Below are 20,295 nucleotides of genomic sequence, written 5' to 3' on the forward strand. Positions count from 1 at the left end.
CAATTCGAAGATGTCCCCCCTATTGTCCGATCAGGGCCAGGGCCCCGGGCACCAGAACTACATCTTCGTCCATCTGGTTCTCGTCTTAGCGCACCGTTGGGAAGGGTCAGGTAAAATAGATTACTGATGAGGGCTCTAGCTTCTCCGAGGCGCACCCCTAAAAAAGGTCACGAAATAAAAACGGGCACCTACCCGAAATGGTAGGTGCCCGTTTTTATTGGCTGGGGCGCCAGGGATCGAACCTGGGAATGACGGGATCAAAGTAACTTCTTGATATCTCTAGCATTCTCAACGCTATAACCATTAATACCTACAAACAATAGACCTTGTAACTCCTGTTTTTATCACCAAATGTGTACCAAATTGTGTACCAACATTCAACCTATTTGTCTTATAAATTCGATTACATCTGCTCATCAAGTACACTAACTGCGTGTACTAATTTAGCAGGGTTCAGGTGAGCATATCGTTCCGTCACCTGAATTGTGCTGTGACCAAGCCATTCCTTAACCGTATAGAGGTCAATTCCTCTGTCCAGCAGTCTGGTAGCGCATGTATGCCTGAGAGAATGCATGACAAACTCCTTGTCTTCATCCAGCAGCATCCTTTTCCTAGCCCAATTCCATGCCTTCTGTGCTTGGTCGATGTCGATAGTGAAGGGCTTTAGCCAATTACCCTCTTGCCGGGCCAATAGTATGCCCCCTACCCTCTTGGTCATGGGGATACTCCTGGGCTTGTCTCCCTTGTTGATCCAGATGCTAATGAGGTTGGTGTCAAAGTTAATGTCCTCGTACTTGAGGTTCAAGATCTCGCTTAACCTGCATCCGGTGTCAACTAAGACCTCTACCAAGTCAGCGGCTTCAGGGTAATAGCTCCTCTTCTTTCCATGATCCGTATCCCGTAGCAGAGATACAACCGTTAATTCCTCTTCCTTGGACAGTACCCGTATCCTTCCCTTGCTCTCCTTCTTGAGCTTGATATGTTCCCAAGGTTGTTGGTGATGGCGCAGCAGGGTCTTCATCGTTGCAAGATACCGGTTGATGGTAGCTCCCTTGATACCTGAATCCTCCAGTTTCTTCACCATGCGCTTGATGGTCTGGTCCTCGATCTTGCTGAGGGGTACATCTCCTATCAGGTCCATTGCACGTTCAGCTAAACGCTTGGCCTTGAAACCATCCTTGTTATCTTTCCACCTCTCGTCGTAGGTCTTCTGGATGGCGACACTAAGCAGCATCCTTGCTGCTCTCTCCCTTGGGGACAATGCACCGTCTACCATCATCCTCTTCTTTTCTACTGCTTCAACTAGTTTGGCTTCCTTCTTAGTGAACTTCCCGGTACTCCTACTGACTCGGACTCCATCAACAGTAAAGTTCATGTAATACACTGCTTTAGCTCCACGTTTGTAGACTGCCATGGTGATACCTCCTTGAATTTGGACATAAAAATAGGAGCTTGGTGGCTCCTTAGTTGACTGCTACTTGGACTAATGGGATTAATGAGCAACGGACTTGGTTATTCGGCTTCGAAATCTTCGATCTGACGGGTGTTTAGACTTAGGGGCAAGCAAGGATATGGGTTAGCCCAACAACTACTTAAATTGTGGTTAAAATTAGCTTGATTAAATCTTCACTTTCTTTATAGTGCGAGTTAATATTGTCAAGTGAGGTCTGCCATGTCGAGATGCACCTATATTGGCTCCTGTCCTTTTCCGAACGACAAGCTCCCTAAAATGCCTGTCACTACGAATTTTATGGTGGAGAACTACTGCTCTTGGGACTTCGCTAGATGCAGGGTCTATAGGAAAGCTGGGCAATATAGGGCTGAAAACATGTCGAACGATGAGACTTTTGAGGACCAGTTCTTATCAGGTAAGATACTGAACTGGCTAGTATGTGGCGGGATTGGCTGGTAGGGTATTACTGAGGTTGCTTACTTGAGGTTACCAAATGGTAAAGTGCGCGCTGGTCTGTTGCTGGGAGGCTAGCGATGTACTGGATCAGCTTGTATCCATTCTTCATGAGGGAGGTTAGTTCAGTTACCATTTTTAACATGGTCGGGTAGCTCAATGCTCTGGTGTCCAGTGAAGAGTACACGATTTGGTAAACCTTGTTCCCGCATGGTCCGCATATCACTGTCACCGCAGAGTCCGATGCAGCCTTAAATCCGGTAGGGGTCAACGTCCCATACTTGAGACCGTGTATCGTGTCTCCTTGCCTTAATGTCCTTCCGCAATATTCGCATTTCATATATGCCCCCTTTTACGTAATTGTTTAATAACCCTAGCTAAAATGACGTCGTAAAATTCAGTTAACCTGCTAACTCCGTCCTCCCTCAGGTAGACGGGTTTGCCAGCACGCTTGACAGCAGCACAGTCGCTGGTACGATTTAAAAATTGCCAACAGAACACCTGCATTGTTTTGAGCTTATACCATCGTTCGTGTGTGTGGGTATTGCCAAAGCCAGTAGCCTAAAGGAGGTATCTATATGCGAAAGAACCCTCTCTGGGTTTTAGTCATTTTAACCTTATCCTTTTTGGCCTTAAGTGTTCCAGCCATGGCAGAGCACACAAAAGGTGTGTTCAGTCAGATCCCGGCTTATTATGATGCCAAGCTTTTCACCATTACCTTTACTGAGCTTCCTTCTGGCGGAGAAGCAGCAGTCTTGAAACGTAACAAAAGCATCAACATCATATACCAGTCTGATCAAGCTGAGCAGTGCAACACGCCGGTCACAAGCGTCATTGATGCAATACCGGGGCCTGGCGAAGGTCCGGGCTTCAACCCTCTTTGGCAAGAGGTTCAGATTACTTACTTGGGCGGATGCGGGTCTGTAGTCCAGTTCAAGTCAGATGACGAAATCTTGTCGCAAGTCGGGATTACCATCGCACTGACTCCCACTACAGAAATATATACATGTTCAGTTGTAGGACCTGGACCGAAATAGAAAAGCGCACATACACACAATACGAGACCGGTCCTCATTTCGAGACCGGTTTTTTTATTACTGTCCCTCGGCGTTAGCACATCTCAGGAAGCAGAAGGTATCGAACACTTCATATGCAGAAGTGTAGCGGGTATTGGGCTTTAGGTAATCAGTGATGGTGTCGTTGACGGTCATGGTCTGGTATACGGCTTTGATGGACTTGAGTCTGATGCTTGGCTTAGATGCCGGTACTTCCTCGGGGCCAAACAGGGTGTCGATGGTCATAGTAGTTCCTCCATTAGTTTTAATGTCTGACGCTAACAACGTGAAATACTGACCTTAGATGCTCGCTCTTTCACTACGTGATTTTAGTCACTTATCCACCTCCTCACATTTGTTACAAGCTGATAGTAAAAAGTGCATACAGCCCCCCTTACCTTCGCCATTCAAATAAATATTGACATGCAATTACAGATAGATAGAGAAATGTGCAGAAAATGTGCAAGACGTAAAAGTGCCTATTCTTACGTCACAACCTAAAACGATATCCACAGGATTTGAGGACTTATCAACAGGGGGAGTGGAAAGGTGGATTGCGAGAGGCGTTATATCAAATAGTTAATGAGCTTCTGGGTGATGTCGATAGCTGGCACGTTCTCCCAGTTTGAGCCGAATAGGTCCTTGATCTCCTTTAGCGAATGCATAAAGTAGGAGTTGATGGGGAATGGCTCTGGTGACATGTAGGCGTTGAGCCCGATGATTCCATGCTCTCTGTTGACGGTGAGGACATACAGGGCAATGCTCTCGCCGAAGACATAGATTGTGTCCTTGGTCCCGGCGTACAGATGGTAGTTGTTCCCGTTGTGCTTCATGATGAGGCTGTTGATGTGGATGCCCTCTTTGTCCTGGTGGGTGTGTAACTTCAGTGTCGGGGTGATCGGTGTCATGCACATTGGTCTTCCTCCTTTGAAATAGAAAAGCCAGACACGTTATGGTCTGGCTCTGGGGTGATGATCCGTATGGTTCCGGCATTGCACTAGATGCAGCAGTCGTCTGGTGGCTAATAGTCCTCATAGACGGCCTGGCATGAGCCATACTTGAACTTGGACATAGAGATTTCCTCCTTACCTAGTGGATTAAGGGGTTAGTATGGATTCAACTAAGAAAAGGCTTTATAGAGCAGATATGGAGCTTGAGTAATGCTGTTTAGCTGGCACGTCAATGAGGATTCAGAGTTGTTGCTTTGGGAGGGGTAACTACTTTGAGGTATCTGCGCTGCTGGGGATATGTGGCGGGTTGATTATGCTGCGGGGGCATCGGTGCTGTCGTTTTCACCCTCCCTTCCGATGCTTAGTAGTCGCTGGCTTTCTGGCCTTGTACTGTGGCTTGTACAAGTAGGCTTTCACATTAGCCTTGAACACTCGTCGAGTTTTTGGACTGGCTGAGTCCTCCTGGCTAAGATTGATTCTTAAACTATTTCCCATCCAGCATCGTCATATACTCGCTATAATGTTCGCTATAGTGTTCTTTTATACAATTAGGACAAATGGAGTGGGTAAACTCAGCTTCGCTATGTTGAGAAATGTATGACTCAATCGACTTCCAGGACTTAGGATCTTCTTTGATATTACCATCGAGGTAAATGCTCTTACAATGCATACAAATTGGTAAAAATCCCTTAAGCACTTTAACCTCATTTTGTGACATTACCAATTCAGAAGTAGATCTCATACAAAACAAAGAGATTAGCCCAAAGTATATTACGATATGCATACACGAAACAATAATCATACAGATTTTATGAGGTAGGTTAATAGCCATAAAGCTACTCAACGGGAGTAAATGCTCGAAAAATGCGACAACTGGCAAGGCCATACATACCAGACCGGACGTTAACAACCAATATGGCAAGAATGACTTTGAAGAACTGAATAGTTTTGTTGTCCCAATTCGAGTGATACGAGCACTATGTAGAGAGAGATACCCTAAATACACTGAAACCAAAACAACACGAGCTGTCAAATTCGGGGCACCCATGGTGTAGTAAGAAAAGGTAGAACTGAATAAAACGAAAAGGGCAGCATCTAACCGATATGATGGTTCTTGATTAAAAAAGGCTTCCAGCCCCCTCTTCACTAATAACCATGAACACGTTAGAGAAAGGTTAGCTATAATAATTGAAACAAAGACCGGGACTAAGTCCCTCAAGCCCACCAGCAGACTCCCCACACTTGCAAGGAAGGCTGCAGCAGTCCAGTGACTGAAACCAGCATATGTCTTCTGGGTTGAAGCATAATGGATCATCAACAGACAAATAGCGAGGCTCAAGAGCGAGTCAAATAGTAATATTGTTCGCATATCAAATAGCTCGTTCATAACAGTTCCTAGACTAACCTAGCTATTAAGTGCATATCAGAAGCTCCATCAACTTAATTATATTTGAATCTACCAATCACATTCTATGCCGACCATTTCACTAAAGCATAACCGGAAAAACTCTTCAATGTTTTTCGAGTACTTTTTTTGCACAATTGCATAACCTCTTTAGATTATTACCGTTGTACTTCATGATGATAAGAAGCCAGCCCCTTGGTGGAACTGGCTCCTTGCCTTCTCGCTAATTTGTGGTTAAATGTCTACAAATCCACAGTATCATTTAATTACACACTGCCATTACGCACACATACGGGATCCAATCACCATATCGAGTACTGGATCACATTGCCTCGTTAGGCCATTTAGCGAGCCATACGCCTATACCTGCCCCCACCAGGAATCACCATAGTCAAAACCCCGTCCCCCTCCCTGACCAGAACTACACAGTATGTGCGGCCTTATCTCCCAGTTGCTATTTTTTCCAAGTAACGGAGGTGAACCTCATGGGAACTATTATTGACATATTGAAAATAAAGCCAAAAGAAATTGGGATTATCCATGGCAAATATCCTAATTGCATTGTGCTCAACCTGAACTTACATAACTACAACAATGTACAAAAGATAGTTATTGTTATTCCTGGGGAGGAAGAGAATAGTTATTACGATTTCCTATTAGAACATTGCATTGCCATGTCCTCGAAGGAATTTATATACAGGATAAATCACGAAAAAATATTTGCGGAGAGAATGATGGCAAGAGCAGCAAAGTTGGTCGAGGAGATAAGAGATAATAATACGTTATAGTGAATTTAAGGGACGGTTGATCATGCTATGGGCTCATCTATTTGTTCTCCTTCACCTCGTTTCCTGTTGAGTATGTAATCGCTGGCATGTTGCGCCTGTGCTGCTGCATGTATCAACAATGTCTTGTCGTTCTTGAGTGCCTTAAGCCATCCAGCTATATAGGCCGCCGAATTCCCTATGGTTCTTTGCTCGATACCAGCATAACCACACAGGAATGCTGCGCCCATCTCAGCTACCAGTTCTTCCTTGCTGTACTCGTGGCTACCGAAATAGGACGGTTCCAATATACCTTTACGCCCTACCCTACTTGCATGACCTGTGCTGTGGATCATCTCATGGAATGTGGTGCTGTAATAATCCTCTGATGACTCAAACGCTTCTGGTGTTGGTAGCTTTACGTAATCGAGCATGGGTGAGTAGCAAGCTTTGTTGCCACCGTGTCTGATATCTGGTGGTAGTGGCATACCGGCAATGATCTCCTGTGCTCGATGGATCGGTGAAAACTGGGGTCAGGCTTGCAATGTTGCAGTGTCAACCAACATTGCTGTCTACTTTACAACTTTGCAAGCCTGACCCTAGCTTCCCTAGCTTCCCACGGTTCTATAGTCTTTTGTAGATGTACTAGGGCTGTTATTGATGTTTCAATTAACTATTGAATTGCCTTGTTGAAATTACTCAAGACTTTGTATTTTATGTTTTGATTCGTTGCCTCAAGTATTTCCAGCTTAGCGCCCTTGTAGGCAATAGTCCTGGATTCAGACAGGTCATACTCCACGTTATTGTTAAATGCCGGCCTTGCCAAATTGTTAGAAAATTCTCTATACCCGATATTGATCTTATTTCCGACCTTACCACTATAGATCAAAGACTGCTGAAATGAATCTTGAGTAACTGAAAGTTTTTTTCTGCGTTCAAAACTATTACTATCTCCGCATACATAAGCATTGAAGACTGTCACTACACAAATTTCAGTATCACCTTTTTTTGTCATAATACTTGTCCAAGGATCAGCTAATCCCGACTTTACTACTCGCCCGGATTCGTCTCCACCTCCAGGATAGTAATACTCTGCTGTCTCATCTTCGCCTTGCTTTAAGTAATACCCAGGATACAAGGTATATGCCCAACTGGGATCAGCTTTTCTTGTAACATAAATAGCATCGTATTCTTGGTATTTCCCTTGGCGAACCATCGTATCCCCTACCTGGGTTGTATTCACTGAATCAATAGGAGGTTCACTAATTGCTGTTGTTACAGGCATGTAGTTGTACTTGGGAGCGGCACAAGCTGTTAGGAGCAAAACGGAGGCAAAACTAAAAACGCTAGTAAATCTCATATTATATCCCCTGCATTTAAAATATAAATTTCGGCTAACAAACCTACCTTAGATATCATCAAGAGTCAACGCCTTAATCCGCTATTGTGATGTCATGATTTGGCTTATATGCCATAGTCAAGCCTGCTTACCACCTCTAGCAGAACCTTAGCTTGATACCTCTTTCCGTACCTTCCTGTTGTGATGCTGTTGTTCGCGTGGCCCATCAGTTCAGAGATGAGGTTATCCTGTACTCCCAGCTGTTTCAGGTTGTCGGCGAATGAATGCCTCATGCTGTGCAGAGTTTTGAGGGGGTCAATAGTCACATGCCCCCGATTGAATCGCTGATACCACTTGCCTAATGAGTTGCTGTATCCGTTCACCTTGCACCACTTAAGATTCTCCCACAGCCGACTCCCATCCTGGCATCGCTCTACGTAGCTTAATAACCCCAGTTCAATCAAAGCAGGATGAACGGGAACAATGCGCTTACTCGACAGGTTCTTTAATTTTTTATCCTTGTAGTCGTTAACATCGAAGCACCATACCCCATCGACCTGGATGATGTCCTCTCGGTACAACTGGCAAGCCTCATCAAGCCTCATCCCCGACAACATACAGATCATTGGAACGTACAGCCTCTCTGGTTTGCTGCTATTCCTGGGGAGATTCCTTGAGATTACCCTCAGATCTTGGAGGTCATAGGCTTTCCGTTCCTCATCCGGTCTCCTGTGCTGCTTGATGTTCATCTCTGAAGCGGGGTTGTCTGTCCGGTGCCCCTCCTTTATGCAGTAACTCATTATCGAATAGAGCCTGGAGATGTGCTTATTCACAGAGGTGATGCTCATGGGGGTGGTCAACAGTTCACCGGAATCAATCCGCTGCAGGACTTCAAGGGGCGACTGCTCAGGATAGGATTTGCCCACATTGGGCGGGAGCTTCACCAGTTGCTCTCTGAAGTCTCTCACCTTCCCCCTGTCAATCGACGCCACGGCTACATCGCCAATAAGGTCAACTATGAGGCCAAAGACTCCTTTATTCTCCATCCTGGTCTTCGGTGTCCACTCCCGTTCCTTGTCCTTCAGGAAAGCCTTAACAACGGTGGCAAGCGATGTGCCCCCCACAACTGGTGTGACGTCCGCAGCACCCCCCTGAGCCGACTTATCGACACCATGAGACACTCCCCTGACCTTTCGGCCAAGAAGGTTCCGTAGTGACACCTGAGCCTGTTCTGGGGTGATGAACATTGACCGCAGCAAGGTTACTGTTTGACTGATCCCTTGAAGGTAAGGCAGAGCTGTTGCCTTAGCTATCCTGAGATCGGTAGTCTTGAGTGAACGGGTAATTTCTGTCTGAGGAATGATGCCGAGGAGGTCTAGAGGTGTTCTGACCCTGAGGTGATAGTGACCATTTCTGCTGATAAGATAGCTGGACATGGAAAAGCCTCGACCCCTTTTTGTGTGTAGCAAAATGCGCTACACAGAGAGGATCAAGGCTTTAAACTGTTGAATCAACAACAGTATTTGGTATTGGCTGGGGCGCCAGGGATCGAACCTGGGAATGACGGGATCAAAACCCGTTGCCTTACCGCTTGGCGACGCCCCAATATCTAAATCGTTTTCACAGCTACGGCGAACCAACCTCGTGCCGCGGCTATCTCCGTCGCGGCCTTCTGGGCGACCGCTTCGTCTTCGAAGATCCCGAAGACGGTGGCGCCGCTCCCCGACATGAGGGAACCGGCCGCTCCGGCTTCAAGCAGCATCGCCTTCAGCTCGTTCAGAAGCGGATGCTTCCCGCACGTGACCGGCTCCAGGTCGTTGGAAAGAAGCTCGGCAACTTCTGCGACGCTGCTGTATGAACCGCGAATTATAGAGTCGGCGGCTTTGGTTGTCAATATCAAATTTTGATACACCCAAGCCGTCGGAACATGAATTCCTGGATTCACCAGCACAACCCAGAGAGCAGGCATGGACTCCATAGCGGTCAGCTTTTCCCCGATACCCTCGGCGAGCGCTGTTTTCTTGAAGATGAAGAACGGGACGTCGGCCCCAAGCTTCACGCCGATTTCCATGAGGCGTTCGTCGGAAAGCTTCAGGCCGAGCAGTTCGTTCACACCCATGAGCACGGTGGCGGCATCGCTGCTTCCCCCTCCCAGGCCGGCCGCAACGGGAATCCGCTTGTTGATGGCGATGTCGATCCCGACGGCCTTGCCGGAGAGCTGCAAAAGCGCATCGGCCGCGCGCCAGGCGATGTTGCCCGGACCGTCCGGAACCCCTTTCTTGCCGCAGGTGACGCGTATCCCCGGCGCATCGTTAAGGGTGATGATGACCTCGTCACACAGGTCGACCCGCTGCATAACCATGCGCAGGTCGTGGTATCCGTCCGGCCGCTTCCCCAGCACGTCCAGCCGGTAGTTCACCTTGGCGGGTGCCAGCAGGTGCAGTTTTCCCACTGAAATACTCCTTCCCCCTTTACGGGTTTTTCTTTAGTGGTCCTTCATAACCTCGCTCAGCACGCAGGTCGCGTAGGCGCCGCGCGGCAGCGAGAAGTCGAACAGCAGGTCTTTTCCTTCCTCACGTACCGAAGCCGAGGAGAGCGGTACCCGGAGTGGGCGACGCTCGCCTTCCATGCACAGACCGCCGGAGAGGTTGAAGCTCTCCGGGGTGAGGCCCTCGGCCGCGAGGATCCGGGCTTCCAGATCCCCCTGGAGTCCCTGCGCCTCCATCATGGTGCACCCGAACATGGGGCCGGTTGGGGAGATCTCGAAAGAGAGAGCGCGCGGCGCCTCGACAGCGGCATCCTGAACGAGGAAGCAGGCGCCGTTTTCGTGCTTGAAGGCGACGTCCCCCACCTCGACCCGGTCGAAGGTCTCGAGCCGCTGTTCCAAAACTGCGTCGAACAGCGAGGACTGGAAAGCGGAGAGGTACAGACGCTTCATGCGCGGCTGCACCGCATGGAAAGCCCGCTCGAAGGCGTCCTGGCGCTGCAGCAGACGCGAGAGGAGCTCGCGCTCCACGCGGAAGTGGCCGGGGTAGAGTTCGAGGCTCCCGGCCAGGTCGCCGGCACGGTAGGCGCTTATCGCCTCGCGCCAACGCTCGTCGCTCACCTGTTCAGGGTCCCCTATCAGGATGTCGATGGCGGCCTTGAAATCCCGGCGCAGCATGGCGGCACCGATGTCATGGGTGTTTCCCTGCACGCCGTAGCGTTGTGCGCCGAAACGGTTGGGAACCCCGCGGCCGACGAGCACCTTCAAGGCGGCCTCGGCGTTTGCCAGCGCCCCCGGCGCCACGTCGCGTACTCTTATTTCGAACCGGTTCCCCTTCAGGTGCCCAAGGCGCAGTTTGTTGCCGTGTTTCACCGCGGCGAGCACCCTGATGCCGGGGATCTCGAGGGCGAGAACCTTCTCCGGGGCGACGCGCGGGATGGAGATGGTCTGCCTGGTTATGCCTACGGCGTCCTTCATGCCGGCGTAGCCGATGTCGCGTTCCTGTACGCCGAGGGCCTTGGAGAGGCGGCGCACGGCCTCGAGGGTGGTGATGCCACGCTTTTCAACGGTGGCGAAGCAGTGTTCCCCCTGCCCGCTCGGCTGATAAGCCGGGACCTCCTCGACGATGAAGTCTTCCGGGCTGTTCTTGATTATGCCGCCCGTTCCCGGCACCTCTGCGGTCAGATATCTCTGCACTACCCCTCCGTCATCCGTTTTCTCAACCGCAGCATCATACCCAGTAGAGATACCTGTTTCAACTGCTTTCGTCGTACTCAGTTCGTGAAGCGAGCGCCGGTGCCTCCAAGGTGCGACTTTATCGAGAATAACTACCAAGCTGCTACGGAAGCAACAAACCACACCCGGACGGCGGTAAAAAGGTCGAGCAAACGCTTTACCCGCTGATATACTTGTGGCGCATATCTCTTATATCTCATTCAAAGGGGAATGAAGCATGAGCAGCAAGGCCAATGCCAGAACAATCAGGGCCAATGAGCTTATTGAGAACCGCAAATGGCTCAAAGAGCAGATCACACCATTCTTCTTCAACTCGATGCAGGACGAGCCTGAGGCGCTGGCGCTCCTTGAGCGTGAGCTCCGTTCCCTGAAAACGAACCGGCGCCTGATCCTGGCCGACCGTGACAAGAGTCTGATTCTTGCCCGGGTCAACGAGCCGGGGTCGCTCTACGACTCGCTGCGTCATTTCCAAGACCGGGAGATATCCTATGCCATGATCACCCACTCCGACGGCCCTATGCCGGAGATGACGCAGGCGCTCGAGATCCAGCGTTTCGAGTTCGACCGCAAGGCCAACGACGACATAAAGGCGTGGCGAGAGGTACAGCTTCCCCTTCCCCTCACCCGCAAAGTGGCGACACAACTACGTCACAGCTATCCCGAGTTCGACATGAAGGAGTTCGACCGGCTCCTGAAGACACTCTGGCTCAACAACGAGAACTACGTGAGGATCTCCTCGCCCCTGCGTGTGGCCCAGGTGCTGCAGTTACAGCAAAAGGCGACCAGAAGCGGCGGTCTGTACCTGTACGTCGAGCCGACCCCGGACGCGAAGATCTCGCGGGTGCACTTCGCGGTGGCGAACCCGCCCCAGAAGGAATTCCTCCTGCAGCTCATGGAGGTGTTCAACCGGCTCGACCTGGGCGTGAACCGCGCCTACTGCCTCACCATATCGAACGGCGTCCACCCCTATTTTCTGGGGACCTTCCTCGTGAACCGGCGCTCCGGCGAGACGCTGGAGCCGGGATCGGAACTTTTCCGCAAGCTGCAGCAGGAGCTTTACAACACCCAGATCGTCTCGACGAAGAGCTACACCTACCGCGAGTTCGTGACCGCGGGGGTCATGACCGGCGAAGAAGCCTCGCTTGTCAACGCCTTCATCGCCTTCTGCCACACGAACCTAGCCCACAACCAGCCGGACCGTTTCGGCCTTGACGACGTGCAGAGCGCCTTCCATGCGCACCCGGAGATGTCGCTGCAAATGGTGAAGCTCTTCAAGGCCCGCTTCGATCCCGCCATCACCGAAAGCAGCCCGGTCTACGGTTCCGCCCTCCAGGAGACGCTGCAGGCGGTGAACGATTACAACACCGGGCATCGCTACCTGGACGAGGTGAGGCGCACCATCTATCGCTGCTGCCTCATCTTCATCACCCACACGCTGAAGACCAACTTCTTCGTCCTCGAGAAGCAGGCGATCGCCTTCCGCCTCTCCCCCACCTACCTGACCGAACTCGGGGCCGCCTTCACCGGCGATCTGCCGCAGGCGACCCCTTTCCGGGTCACCTTCTTCTTCAGCCGCTACGGCTTCGGTTACCACATAGGCTTTTCCGACATCGCCCGCGGCGGCTGGCGCACGGTGATTGCGAGAAACGGCGACGATTTCATCACCAACGCGAACACCATCTTCCGTGAGAACTTCGTCCTCGCGCACACCCAGCATCTTAAAAACAAGGACATCTACGAGGGGGGATCGAAACTCGTCCTCATCCTCGACGCCTCCGACCTCCAGAGGGGAAGCGAGCGCCAGATGGAGACGTGGCGCCTTTACAAGCTGCAGCACGGCGTGACCCACGCCTTCCTCGACATCTTCGTGACCGATAACGGGATCGCCCGCTCCCCTGCGGTGGTCGACTACTACCGCGAGGACGAACCGATCGAACTGGGCCCGGACGAGAACATGCACGACTCCATGATCGAGAACATCGCCCGCCTCTCCAAGCGGCGCGGCTACATCCTCGGCATCGGCATCATGTCGAGCAAGGAGGTCGGGATAAACCACAAGGAGTACGGCGTAACCTCAACCGGCGTGGTGAAGTTCGCCGAGATCACCATGGCGGAGCTCGGCATCGACATCTACCGCGACCGTTTCAGCGTGAAGTTCACCGGAGGCCCAAACGGCGACGTGGCGGGTAACGCCATGCGCATCATGCTGGAGCGCACCCCCAACGTGGCAATTAAGCTCATCCTGGACGGCACCGCCGCCCTGTGCGATCCCGAAGGCGCGGACCGCCGTGAGCTCTCCCGCATCGTATTGAAGCAGGACCTGGACGCCTTCGATCCGCAGGCACTGCACCCGGGCGGCTTTTTGCTCTACCGAAGCGGCAGCCGGCGCGAAGGGTTGCGCGAACTCTACCGCAAGGTTTCGAAGACGAACGACGGGCTGCGCGAGGAGTGGATCTCCACCGACGAGTTCTCAAGGGTGTACGCAAGCCTTCCCTTCACCGTGAAGACCGACCTATTCATCCCCGCGGGGGGACGCCCCGAGACCATCGACAAGGACAACTGGCAGAACTACTTCCTGCCAAACGGCGCCCCGTCTGCCGGAGCCATCGTCGAGGGGGCCAACTCGTTCATCACACCCGAGGCGCGCGTGCAGCTGCAGAAGAAAGGGGTCATCATCATGCGCGACGCCTCCGCCAACAAGTGCGGGGTGATCTCATCCTCCTACGAGATCATCGCGAACCTTCTTTTGAGCGAGGCGGAGTTCCTGGCCCACAAGGAGCGTTACGTGCAGGACGTCCTGGAGATCCTCGAGCAGCGGGCGGCGGACGAGGCGAAGCTGATCCTCAAGCGGCACCGCGAGCAGCCCGGGCTTTTATGCACCGAGATCTCCGATGCGCTGAGCGGCGAGATAAACGAGCACTACGCCACCATCTACCGTTTCTTCCAGAAACGCCCGCAGCTTTGCATGCAGCCCATCTACAAAAAGGCGATCCTCTCCCACCTCCCCAGGATGCTCAGGGAGGAACCCAAGTACGCGAAGAGGATCTCGCGCCTGCCGCAGAAGTACCTGTTCGCCATCCTCGCCGCCGAGATCGGCTCGTCGCTTGTCTACCGCGGCGACCGCGAGGCGGATTTCGAGGCGACACTAAAGGGGCACTTGGCGCGCATGGTCGGGAAGGAGCTTTAAAAATGCATTAAATACGAAGAGGGGGACCCTGCTGCAGGGTCCCCCTCTTTGCGTTCTGAGCAGGCGTACTACTTGACCTTGTAGTGCATGAAGTAGATCTGCTTCCCCTCGGCCATGAATTTGCGCATGTACTTGGAGAGGTGGTACTCGGGGAACTCGTGACGGTAGAGTTCGGGAGCGAACCGGTTCTCCAGCGCGGCGATTTCAGGGAGCGCGTTGGCGACGTCGATGCCGTAATCGTCGAAGTCGGTGGCGAAGTAGAAGTCGCCTCCCGGCACCATGTAGTCGAGCAGGAATTCAATGAACTCACGGTTCACCAAGCGCCGCTTGCGGTGGCGCTTCTTGGGCCAGGGATCGGGGCAGTTGATGTAGATGGCGGAGAGACTCCCCTTGGGGATGCGCTCGGTGACAAAAGCGCGGGCCTCGTCGCGCACCACGCGCACGTTGGTGATGCCGTTCCGATCCATGCGGCGGCAGGTCTTGTCGCACCCCTTGTTGTAGAAATCGATGGCTATGAAGTTGGTGTCGGGCTTATCGAGCGCGGTCTTCAGCATGAAGTCCCCCACGCCGCAGCCGATTTCCAGGGCCAGCTTGTTGTCGTTGCCAAAGATGCCCGGCCAGTTGGGCGGGTTCGGGAGGTCTTCGAGTTTCAGGTAGTTGGGTGAATCGATGTGGATGAAGGATTGCGTCATCGGAACCTCTTGCGTATTTTGTCGCGGGGAACATAGCACAAAAAGCACCGTCACGCAAAGGCGCAAAGGCACAAAGATAACAGATCGGAAAGGTGAGCATTGCCTAAGAGAAAAGGTGAACCAGCCCACCTGGCGCTGGACGCAATCCGGTTACGATCTACGTCTCGGTACCAGTCTGAACCCCGCCTCTCACAGTTATCCGAGGCTTTCCTTGCCATTTTTTCCATGGCATGTTAATTATATGCGGTTGAAATAAGGCATAAAAAGGAAAACAACAGCATGAAATTTAACGAGCTGAACCTGCCGGAGGTGGTCCTGAAGGGGATCGAGGAGACCGGCTTCACAGACTGCACACCGATCCAGGAAAAGGCGCTGCCGCTTGCCCTCTCGGGCAAGGACGTAGCGGGACAGGCCCAGACGGGCACCGGCAAGACCGCCACCTTCCTCATCTCCATCTTCACCCGCCTGCTAAACCAGCAGAAAACCGGCGCCGAGCATCATCCCCGCGCCCTGATCCTCGCCCCCACCCGCGAACTGGTGGTGCAGATCGAAAAAGACGCCCAGACGCTGGGCAAACACACCGGCTTCAACATCCAGGCGATCTACGGCGGCGTCGACTACATGAAGCAGCGCGACGCGCTGAAGGCCGGCGCCGACATCGTCATCGGCACCCCCGGGCGCCTCATCGACTACCTCAAGCAAAAGGTCTACTCCCTGAAGGACGTCGAGGCGCTCGTCATCGACGAGGCGGACCGCATGTTCGACATGGGGTTCATCGCGGACCTGCGCTTCATCCTGAGAAGGCTCCCCTCCTACGACAAGCGCCAGAACCTCCTCTTTTCCGCGACGCTCAACACCCGCGTGATGGAACTTGCCTACGAGTTCATGAACATGCCGGAGAAGGTCTCGGTGACACCCGAGCAGATGACCGCCGAGCGCGTCGAGCAGGTGCTCTATCACGTATCCCGCAAGGAAAAGTTCCCACTGCTTCTGGGGCTGCTGAGGAAGATGGGGATGGACCGGACCATGATCTTCGTGAACACGAAGCGCGAGGCCGAGTACCTGCAGGATCGTCTCAACGCCAACGAATTCCCCTGCCGGGTCATCTCGGGCGACGTCGAGCAGAGAAAGCGCATGAAGATCCTATCCGACTTCAAGGCGGGCCTCCTCCCGATCATGATCGCCACCGACGTCGCCTCCCGCGGCATCCACATCGAAGGTGTCTCCCACGTCGTCAACTACGACCTGCCGCAGGACTGCGAGGACTACGTGCACCGCATCGGGCGCACCGCGCGCGCAGGCGCCGAGGGGATGGCCATTTCGCTCGCGGACGAGGACGGCGCCTTTTTCATCGAAGCGATCCAGGAGTTCATCAAGCAGAAGATCCCCACCGAGTGGGCCGAAGACGACATGTTCGTCCACGACTACAAGAGGACGGCCAGGCCTCCTCGCCGCACCGATGACAAGCCCGGCGGCCGTGGCGGCAAGCCCGGCGAGCGCGGGGGTAAGCCCGGGCGCGGAGAGTCCCGCGGCAGGAGCAGATCCGGTTCCGAAAAGGAGAAACCGGAGCAGAAGGTGGCCAAGCCCGCAGCGGAGGAGAAAGCCCCGTCAGTCGATGCAGCCGCTACGGGGGATGCAGCAGCCAAAAAGAAGCGCCGTCGCCGCAAGCCGAAGGCGAAGACTGCGGAACAGCAACCCGAGCAGCCGTGACCGGAAAGGGACGTCCGCCGCGCAAATACTCCCAAGCGGGAAGGGTCCACGACGTCATCCGGCTCATCGAGGCGCGCCACGGCATCTCCGTCGCCGAACTCGCCGAGGAGGCCGGGGTCAACAAGCGCACCATCCACCGCGACCTGGTCGCCATACAGGAGGCGGGCTATCCGCTCATCTCCGACTGGCAGGACGGCGAGAAGGTGTACCGGTTCCTGACCCGCTTCAAGGACGTCCCCCCCATCAGCTTCACGCTCCAGGAGCTGATGACCCTGTCCCTGCTCCGCTCGCAACTCGACCCATTGAAGGGAACCCCCTTCATGGAAGACATGCAGAGCGTCTTCGGCAAGGTGAACTCGGTGCTGCCGCCGCGCCTTGCCGCCCACATGGAACGCATAGCCGAGGTCTCGCTCCCTCTTTTACAGGGGAAGCGGGACTACTCGCGCTGCGCCCACCACTTAAGAGAGATCCGCAACGCCCTCCTCTACCAGCAGAGCATCGTCATCTCCTACCGCTCACCCGGCCGCGCCGAGCCTTCCGACTACAAGGTCGATCCGTACACCCTGCTCTTCCAGAAGGGTGGCATTTACCTCCTGGGGTACGCGCAGCAGCGCGAGGCGCTGCGCACCTTCGCCATCGAGCGCATCTGCGGCGTCGAAACGCTGAAGGAGCGCTTCGAGATCCCGGAGGGGTACCGCCCCGGACAGGCGCTAGGCGAGGCCTTCGGGATCGTCGCAGAGTCTCCCATGGACGTGGTGGTCCGCTTCTCCGCCTCCATCGCCCACGCGATAAAAGACCGCATCTGGCACTCGTCGCAGAAGATAGAGGAACAGGCGGACGGATCGATCCTCCTTAGCTTTCATGCCGGCGGCAAGATGGAGATACTCTCCTGGCTTCTCTCCTACGGCGCGCACGCCGAACTCCTCTCCCCAGCCGAACTGCGGGAAGAACTGGCAGGCATGGCGCAAGCCACCGTTCTTCTCTACCGCGGCGCCTGATTCGACCAACGCATCCATGGCTTCGTATTGACTCTATGTAGCCAGCAGGATACACTCAATACATTATAGAAATCCGCAAAACGAAGCGGTTTGCCGATTGGCTCGACAACCTGTACGACGTCAGAGCGAAAGCTCGCATTCTCGTCAGGATCGAGCGACTCTCAGCCGGGAATGCCGGAGACGTCAAGCCGGTAGGTGAAGGAGTCTCGGAAATGCGGATCGACTATGGCCGTGGGTACCGGGTTTACTTCACGATGCGTGGCAGCAAGTTGATAATCCTTCTGGCCGGCGGCAACAAAGCGAGTCAGACCCGCGATATCAAGTTAGCGCTGCGCCTAGCAGACGAAATACAGGACAAGTGACATGCCAAAATCAACCACCACTCGTTACGATGTTGCTGAACACCTCCGGACACCAGAGGAAATGGCGGCTTATCTTGAAGCATGCCTGGAAGAGGCAAACGGAGATGCGGCGTTCATCGCCAAAGCGCTTGGCGACATAGCACGTGCGAAGGGAATGTCTCAGGTTGCAAGAGACGCAGGACTTTCCAGAGAAAGTCTGTACAAGGCGCTGTCGGGCGAACGCGTCCCGACGTTTGATACGATACTCAAAATTGTTGCAGCGCTAGGCCTCAAGTTACATGCGGAACCCCGCTGATGCAGCATAACTGTTTTTGACCGCCGGCTCTTCCTGCACCCCTCCCCCTCCCGCGTTGACAAGCTTTTTCGTTCCGTATATAAAAAGACCTTCAGATTCAGGAGGGCTTTTGATGGCTGACGCCGCTGCAACGACCAAACTCGCCGAACTCATCCTCAAACGTATCCGCACCCGCGGCGACATCACCTTCGCTTCATTCATGGAGTCCGCTCTTTACGAGCCGGACCTCGGCTACTACACCTCGCCGGGACGCAAGGTGGGCGCCGAGGGGGACTTCTACACCAGCATGAACGTTCACAGCGCCTTCGGCCGCCTCATCGCGCGCGAGATCGGGAGGTTCTTCGAACTGCTAGGCTCCCCCGCCTCCTTCACCGTGGCCGAGGCAGGTGCCGGCGGGGGACAGCTGGCCCAGGACATCCTCGATGCCGCCGCCGAGGAAAACCCTGCACTCTACGCCGCACTGACCTACCGCCTCATCGAGAAGGAGCCTTCCCTAAAGGAGGCCCAGGCCGCGCGCCTTGAGCGCCATGCGGAACATCTCGCCTGGAGCACCCCGGAGGAACTCGCCAAGGGAGAGCTTTCCTTCACCGGCTGCATCATCTCCAACGAACTCTTCGACGCCATGCCGGTGCACCTTGTCGAGATGACGGAATCCGGCCTCAAGGAGGTCTTCGTCTCGGCCGACGGAGACGGCTTCCGCGAAAAGCTCCTCGCGCCCTCCACCTCCGAGCTGGAAAACTACCTGAGACGCTTCGAAGTGAGGCTCATGCCGGGGCAGCGGGCGGAGATCAACCTCGCCGCGCCCGCCTGGATCGCCTCCGCCGCGAAGGCACTCGAACGCGGCTTCGTGCTCACCGTCGACTACGGCTATCTCGCCGAAGAACTCTACACGCCGCAGCGGCGCAACGGCACCCTGCTCTGCTACTACAAGCACTCCACCAACGAGGACCCGTACCGCCAGGTCGGCGAGCAGGACATCACCACCCACATCAACTTCAGCGCCCTCATCGAGGCAGGAAACGAGGCGGGTCTTGCGAGCGCCTGGTACGGCGAACAGTACCGCTTCCTGCTCGGCGTCGGGCTCATGGATGAACTGATGAAACTCGAGGCCCAGGCAAAGGACGAGCAGGAAAGCCTGAAGCACCGGCTCGCCATCAAGAAACTCATGCTCCCGGAGGGAGGGATGGGGGATACCTTCAAGGTCCTTATCCAGGCAAAGGGGGTGGAGAAGCCGCAACTTCTTTGCATGAGGAAATGGGGCATGGGACTGTGACCACCGCGCTCAAGGCGATCGTCTTTGACCTCGACGGGACCCTGTACCAAGAAGAGCGCCTGGGTGAGCAGGTGAACCAGAGCGCCATCGACTACGTGGCGGACCTCAAGGGTGTCCCGCCCGAAGAGGCGGAAAACCTGCTGCAGCAAACCCGCGCCCGGGACTGCGAAGGCGGCACCCTGAGCCGCGCCGTGGTTGCACTCGGCGGTACCTTGAAGGAGCTGCACCGCCGCTTCGCCGCCGACTGCACACCGGAAACGATGCTGAAGCCAGACCCGCGTGTACAGGAACTTTTGCGCGCACTCAAAAAGCGTTACCGGCTGCACCTCTACACCAACAACAACCGTGACCTTTCCGGGCGCATCATGGAACGGATCGGCATCACCGGTCTGATGGACCGGGTGTTCACCATCGAGGATTACTGGATCCCGAAGCCGGACCGCGCCATCATCACCGACATCCTCTCCCAAATCGGCTGCCTTCCTTCCGAGACGCTCTTTGTGGGCGACCGCTATGACGTCGATCTAGCCGTCCCCAAGACACTGGGGTGCGCCGTCCTTGAAACAAGGACCACTGAAGAGCTGCTGACACTGGCAGATCTGGTACACTGATACACCAGACTGCGAGACAGGTGACTA

General features: G+C 54.2%; 19 protein-coding genes and 1 tRNA gene. 9 read left to right on the forward strand and 11 right to left on the reverse strand.

The genetic code is table 11. From position 1 onward, the window contains the following. Window positions 1-403: 403 nt before the first annotated feature. A complete protein-coding gene (locus E8L22_RS14410) occupies window positions 404-1,414 on the reverse strand; it encodes a tyrosine-type recombinase/integrase (RefSeq protein ID WP_136525818.1) in 1,011 nt (336 codons plus the stop codon). Window positions 1,415-2,484: 1,070 nt separating this feature from the next. On the opposite strand from E8L22_RS14410, the gene E8L22_RS14420 reads away from it, so the two are divergent. Beyond that, complete coding sequence (locus tag E8L22_RS14420; RefSeq protein WP_136525820.1) at window positions 2,485-2,943, forward strand: hypothetical protein; 459 nt, start codon at window positions 2,485-2,487, stop codon at window positions 2,941-2,943. A gap of 57 nt (window positions 2,944-3,000) precedes the next feature. Here the strand turns inward: E8L22_RS14420 and E8L22_RS14425 are convergent, their stop codons facing one another. The 3 genes from E8L22_RS14425 to E8L22_RS14435 form a co-directional block, all read right to left on the reverse strand. Continuing rightward, window positions 3,001-3,207, reverse strand: a complete 207-nt coding sequence (locus E8L22_RS14425; RefSeq protein ID WP_246044654.1) for a hypothetical protein — start codon at window positions 3,205-3,207, stop codon at window positions 3,001-3,003. A gap of 320 nt (window positions 3,208-3,527) precedes the next feature. After that, window positions 3,528-3,869, reverse strand: a complete 342-nt coding sequence (locus E8L22_RS14430; protein ID WP_246044655.1) for a hypothetical protein — start codon at window positions 3,867-3,869, stop codon at window positions 3,528-3,530. A gap of 526 nt (window positions 3,870-4,395) precedes the next feature. After that, entirely contained in the window at window positions 4,396-5,298 is a 903-nt protein-coding gene (locus E8L22_RS14435; RefSeq protein ID WP_136525822.1) for a hypothetical protein, read from the reverse strand. Between the two features lie 503 nt (window positions 5,299-5,801). Here E8L22_RS14435 and E8L22_RS14440 point away from each other — a divergent pair. Beyond that, window positions 5,802-6,104, forward strand: a complete 303-nt coding sequence (locus tag E8L22_RS14440; protein WP_136525823.1) for a hypothetical protein — start codon at window positions 5,802-5,804, stop codon at window positions 6,102-6,104. Window positions 6,105-6,124: 20 nt separating this feature from the next. Here E8L22_RS14440 and E8L22_RS14445 read toward each other — a convergent pair whose 3' ends face one another. From E8L22_RS14445 to truD, 6 genes are all read right to left on the reverse strand, one after another. Continuing rightward, window positions 6,125-6,568, reverse strand: coding sequence for a zincin-like metallopeptidase domain-containing protein (locus E8L22_RS14445; protein WP_246044656.1), 444 nt, complete (start codon window positions 6,566-6,568; stop codon window positions 6,125-6,127). 185 nt (window positions 6,569-6,753) lie between these two features. Then, window positions 6,754-7,440 (reverse strand): hypothetical protein, encoded by a 687-nt coding sequence (locus tag E8L22_RS14450; RefSeq protein ID WP_136525824.1) that lies wholly within the window; start codon window positions 7,438-7,440, stop codon window positions 6,754-6,756. 104 nt (window positions 7,441-7,544) lie between these two features. After that, the gene (locus tag E8L22_RS14455; protein WP_136525825.1) at window positions 7,545-8,855 is read right to left on the reverse strand and encodes a site-specific integrase; all 1,311 of its coding nucleotides are present in this window, start codon (window positions 8,853-8,855) and stop codon (window positions 7,545-7,547) included. A gap of 94 nt (window positions 8,856-8,949) precedes the next feature. Then, window positions 8,950-9,024: transfer RNA gene (locus E8L22_RS14460), tRNA-Gln, on the reverse strand. 4 nt (window positions 9,025-9,028) lie between these two features. Then, window positions 9,029-9,871, reverse strand: coding sequence for a 4-(cytidine 5'-diphospho)-2-C-methyl-D-erythritol kinase (ispE, locus tag E8L22_RS14465; protein ID WP_136525826.1), 843 nt, complete (start codon window positions 9,869-9,871; stop codon window positions 9,029-9,031). Between the two features lie 33 nt (window positions 9,872-9,904). Continuing rightward, a complete protein-coding gene (truD, locus tag E8L22_RS14470) occupies window positions 9,905-11,101 on the reverse strand; it encodes a tRNA pseudouridine(13) synthase TruD (RefSeq protein WP_136525827.1) in 1,197 nt (398 codons plus the stop codon). A 256-nt stretch (window positions 11,102-11,357) separates the two neighbouring features. Between truD and E8L22_RS14475 the strand changes: the two genes are divergently transcribed. Continuing rightward, a complete protein-coding gene (locus E8L22_RS14475) occupies window positions 11,358-14,327 on the forward strand; it encodes an NAD-glutamate dehydrogenase domain-containing protein (protein WP_136525828.1) in 2,970 nt (989 codons plus the stop codon). A 68-nt stretch (window positions 14,328-14,395) separates the two neighbouring features. Here E8L22_RS14475 and trmB read toward each other — a convergent pair whose 3' ends face one another. After that, on the reverse strand, window positions 14,396-15,019 hold the full coding sequence (trmB, locus tag E8L22_RS14480; protein WP_136525829.1) for a tRNA (guanosine(46)-N7)-methyltransferase TrmB: 624 nt from the start codon (window positions 15,017-15,019) through the stop codon (window positions 14,396-14,398). Between the two features lie 279 nt (window positions 15,020-15,298). Between trmB and E8L22_RS14485 the strand changes: the two genes are divergently transcribed. The 6 genes from E8L22_RS14485 to E8L22_RS14510 all read left to right on the forward strand — a co-directional run bounded on the left by E8L22_RS14485 (window position 15,299) and on the right by E8L22_RS14510 (window position 20,268). Further along, the gene (locus E8L22_RS14485; protein WP_136525830.1) at window positions 15,299-16,729 is read left to right on the forward strand and encodes a DEAD/DEAH box helicase; all 1,431 of its coding nucleotides are present in this window, start codon (window positions 15,299-15,301) and stop codon (window positions 16,727-16,729) included. Then, window positions 16,726-17,727, forward strand: a complete 1,002-nt coding sequence (locus E8L22_RS14490; protein ID WP_136525831.1) for a helix-turn-helix transcriptional regulator — start codon at window positions 16,726-16,728, stop codon at window positions 17,725-17,727. The genes E8L22_RS14485 and E8L22_RS14490 overlap by 4 nt, the downstream gene beginning before the upstream one ends. Window positions 17,728-17,798: 71 nt before the next feature. Continuing rightward, window positions 17,799-18,089, forward strand: a complete 291-nt coding sequence (locus E8L22_RS14495) for a type II toxin-antitoxin system RelE/ParE family toxin (protein WP_281282988.1) — start codon at window positions 17,799-17,801, stop codon at window positions 18,087-18,089. Window position 18,090: 1 nt separating this feature from the next. After that, the gene (locus E8L22_RS14500) at window positions 18,091-18,384 is read left to right on the forward strand and encodes an addiction module antidote protein (RefSeq protein ID WP_136513749.1); all 294 of its coding nucleotides are present in this window, start codon (window positions 18,091-18,093) and stop codon (window positions 18,382-18,384) included. Window positions 18,385-18,496: 112 nt separating this feature from the next. After that, window positions 18,497-19,657, forward strand: coding sequence for a class I SAM-dependent methyltransferase (locus E8L22_RS14505; RefSeq protein WP_136525833.1), 1,161 nt, complete (start codon window positions 18,497-18,499; stop codon window positions 19,655-19,657). Next, window positions 19,654-20,268, forward strand: a complete 615-nt coding sequence (locus E8L22_RS14510) for an HAD family hydrolase (RefSeq protein ID WP_162604838.1) — start codon at window positions 19,654-19,656, stop codon at window positions 20,266-20,268. The genes E8L22_RS14505 and E8L22_RS14510 overlap by 4 nt, the downstream gene beginning before the upstream one ends. The last annotated feature ends 27 nt before the right edge of the window (window positions 20,269-20,295 follow it).

This window comes from Geomonas ferrireducens (assembly GCF_004917065.1).
Taxonomy (GTDB): Bacteria; Desulfobacterota; Desulfuromonadia; order Geobacterales; family Geobacteraceae; genus Geomonas; species Geomonas ferrireducens.

What these genes read in the sequence shown, in the direction of transcription:
- E8L22_RS14425 (WP_246044654.1), bottom strand. Translation starts at nt 3,207, where the DNA reads ATGACCATCGACACCCTGTTTGGCCCCGAGGAAGTACCGGCATCTAAG.
- E8L22_RS14430 (WP_246044655.1), bottom strand. Translation starts at nt 3,869, where the DNA reads ATGACACCGATCACCCCGACACTGAAGTTACACACCCACCAGGACAAA.
- E8L22_RS14410 (WP_136525818.1), bottom strand. Translation starts at nt 1,414, where the DNA reads ATGGCAGTCTACAAACGTGGAGCTAAAGCAGTGTATTACATGAACTTT.
- E8L22_RS14450 (WP_136525824.1), bottom strand. Translation starts at nt 7,440, where the DNA reads ATGAGATTTACTAGCGTTTTTAGTTTTGCCTCCGTTTTGCTCCTAACA.
- E8L22_RS14475 (WP_136525828.1), top strand. Translation starts at nt 11,358, where the DNA reads ATGAGCAGCAAGGCCAATGCCAGAACAATCAGGGCCAATGAGCTTATT.
- E8L22_RS14435 (WP_136525822.1), bottom strand. Translation starts at nt 5,298, where the DNA reads ATGAACGAGCTATTTGATATGCGAACAATATTACTATTTGACTCGCTC.
- E8L22_RS14485 (WP_136525830.1), top strand. Translation starts at nt 15,299, where the DNA reads ATGAAATTTAACGAGCTGAACCTGCCGGAGGTGGTCCTGAAGGGGATC.
- E8L22_RS14455 (WP_136525825.1), bottom strand. Translation starts at nt 8,855, where the DNA reads ATGTCCAGCTATCTTATCAGCAGAAATGGTCACTATCACCTCAGGGTC.
- trmB (WP_136525829.1), bottom strand. Translation starts at nt 15,019, where the DNA reads ATGACGCAATCCTTCATCCACATCGATTCACCCAACTACCTGAAACTC.
- E8L22_RS14445 (WP_246044656.1), bottom strand. Translation starts at nt 6,568, where the DNA reads ATGCCACTACCACCAGATATCAGACACGGTGGCAACAAAGCTTGCTAC.
- E8L22_RS14420 (WP_136525820.1), top strand. Translation starts at nt 2,485, where the DNA reads ATGCGAAAGAACCCTCTCTGGGTTTTAGTCATTTTAACCTTATCCTTT.
- E8L22_RS14505 (WP_136525833.1), top strand. Translation starts at nt 18,497, where the DNA reads ATGGCTGACGCCGCTGCAACGACCAAACTCGCCGAACTCATCCTCAAA.
- E8L22_RS14440 (WP_136525823.1), top strand. Translation starts at nt 5,802, where the DNA reads ATGGGAACTATTATTGACATATTGAAAATAAAGCCAAAAGAAATTGGG.
- E8L22_RS14500 (WP_136513749.1), top strand. Translation starts at nt 18,091, where the DNA reads ATGCCAAAATCAACCACCACTCGTTACGATGTTGCTGAACACCTCCGG.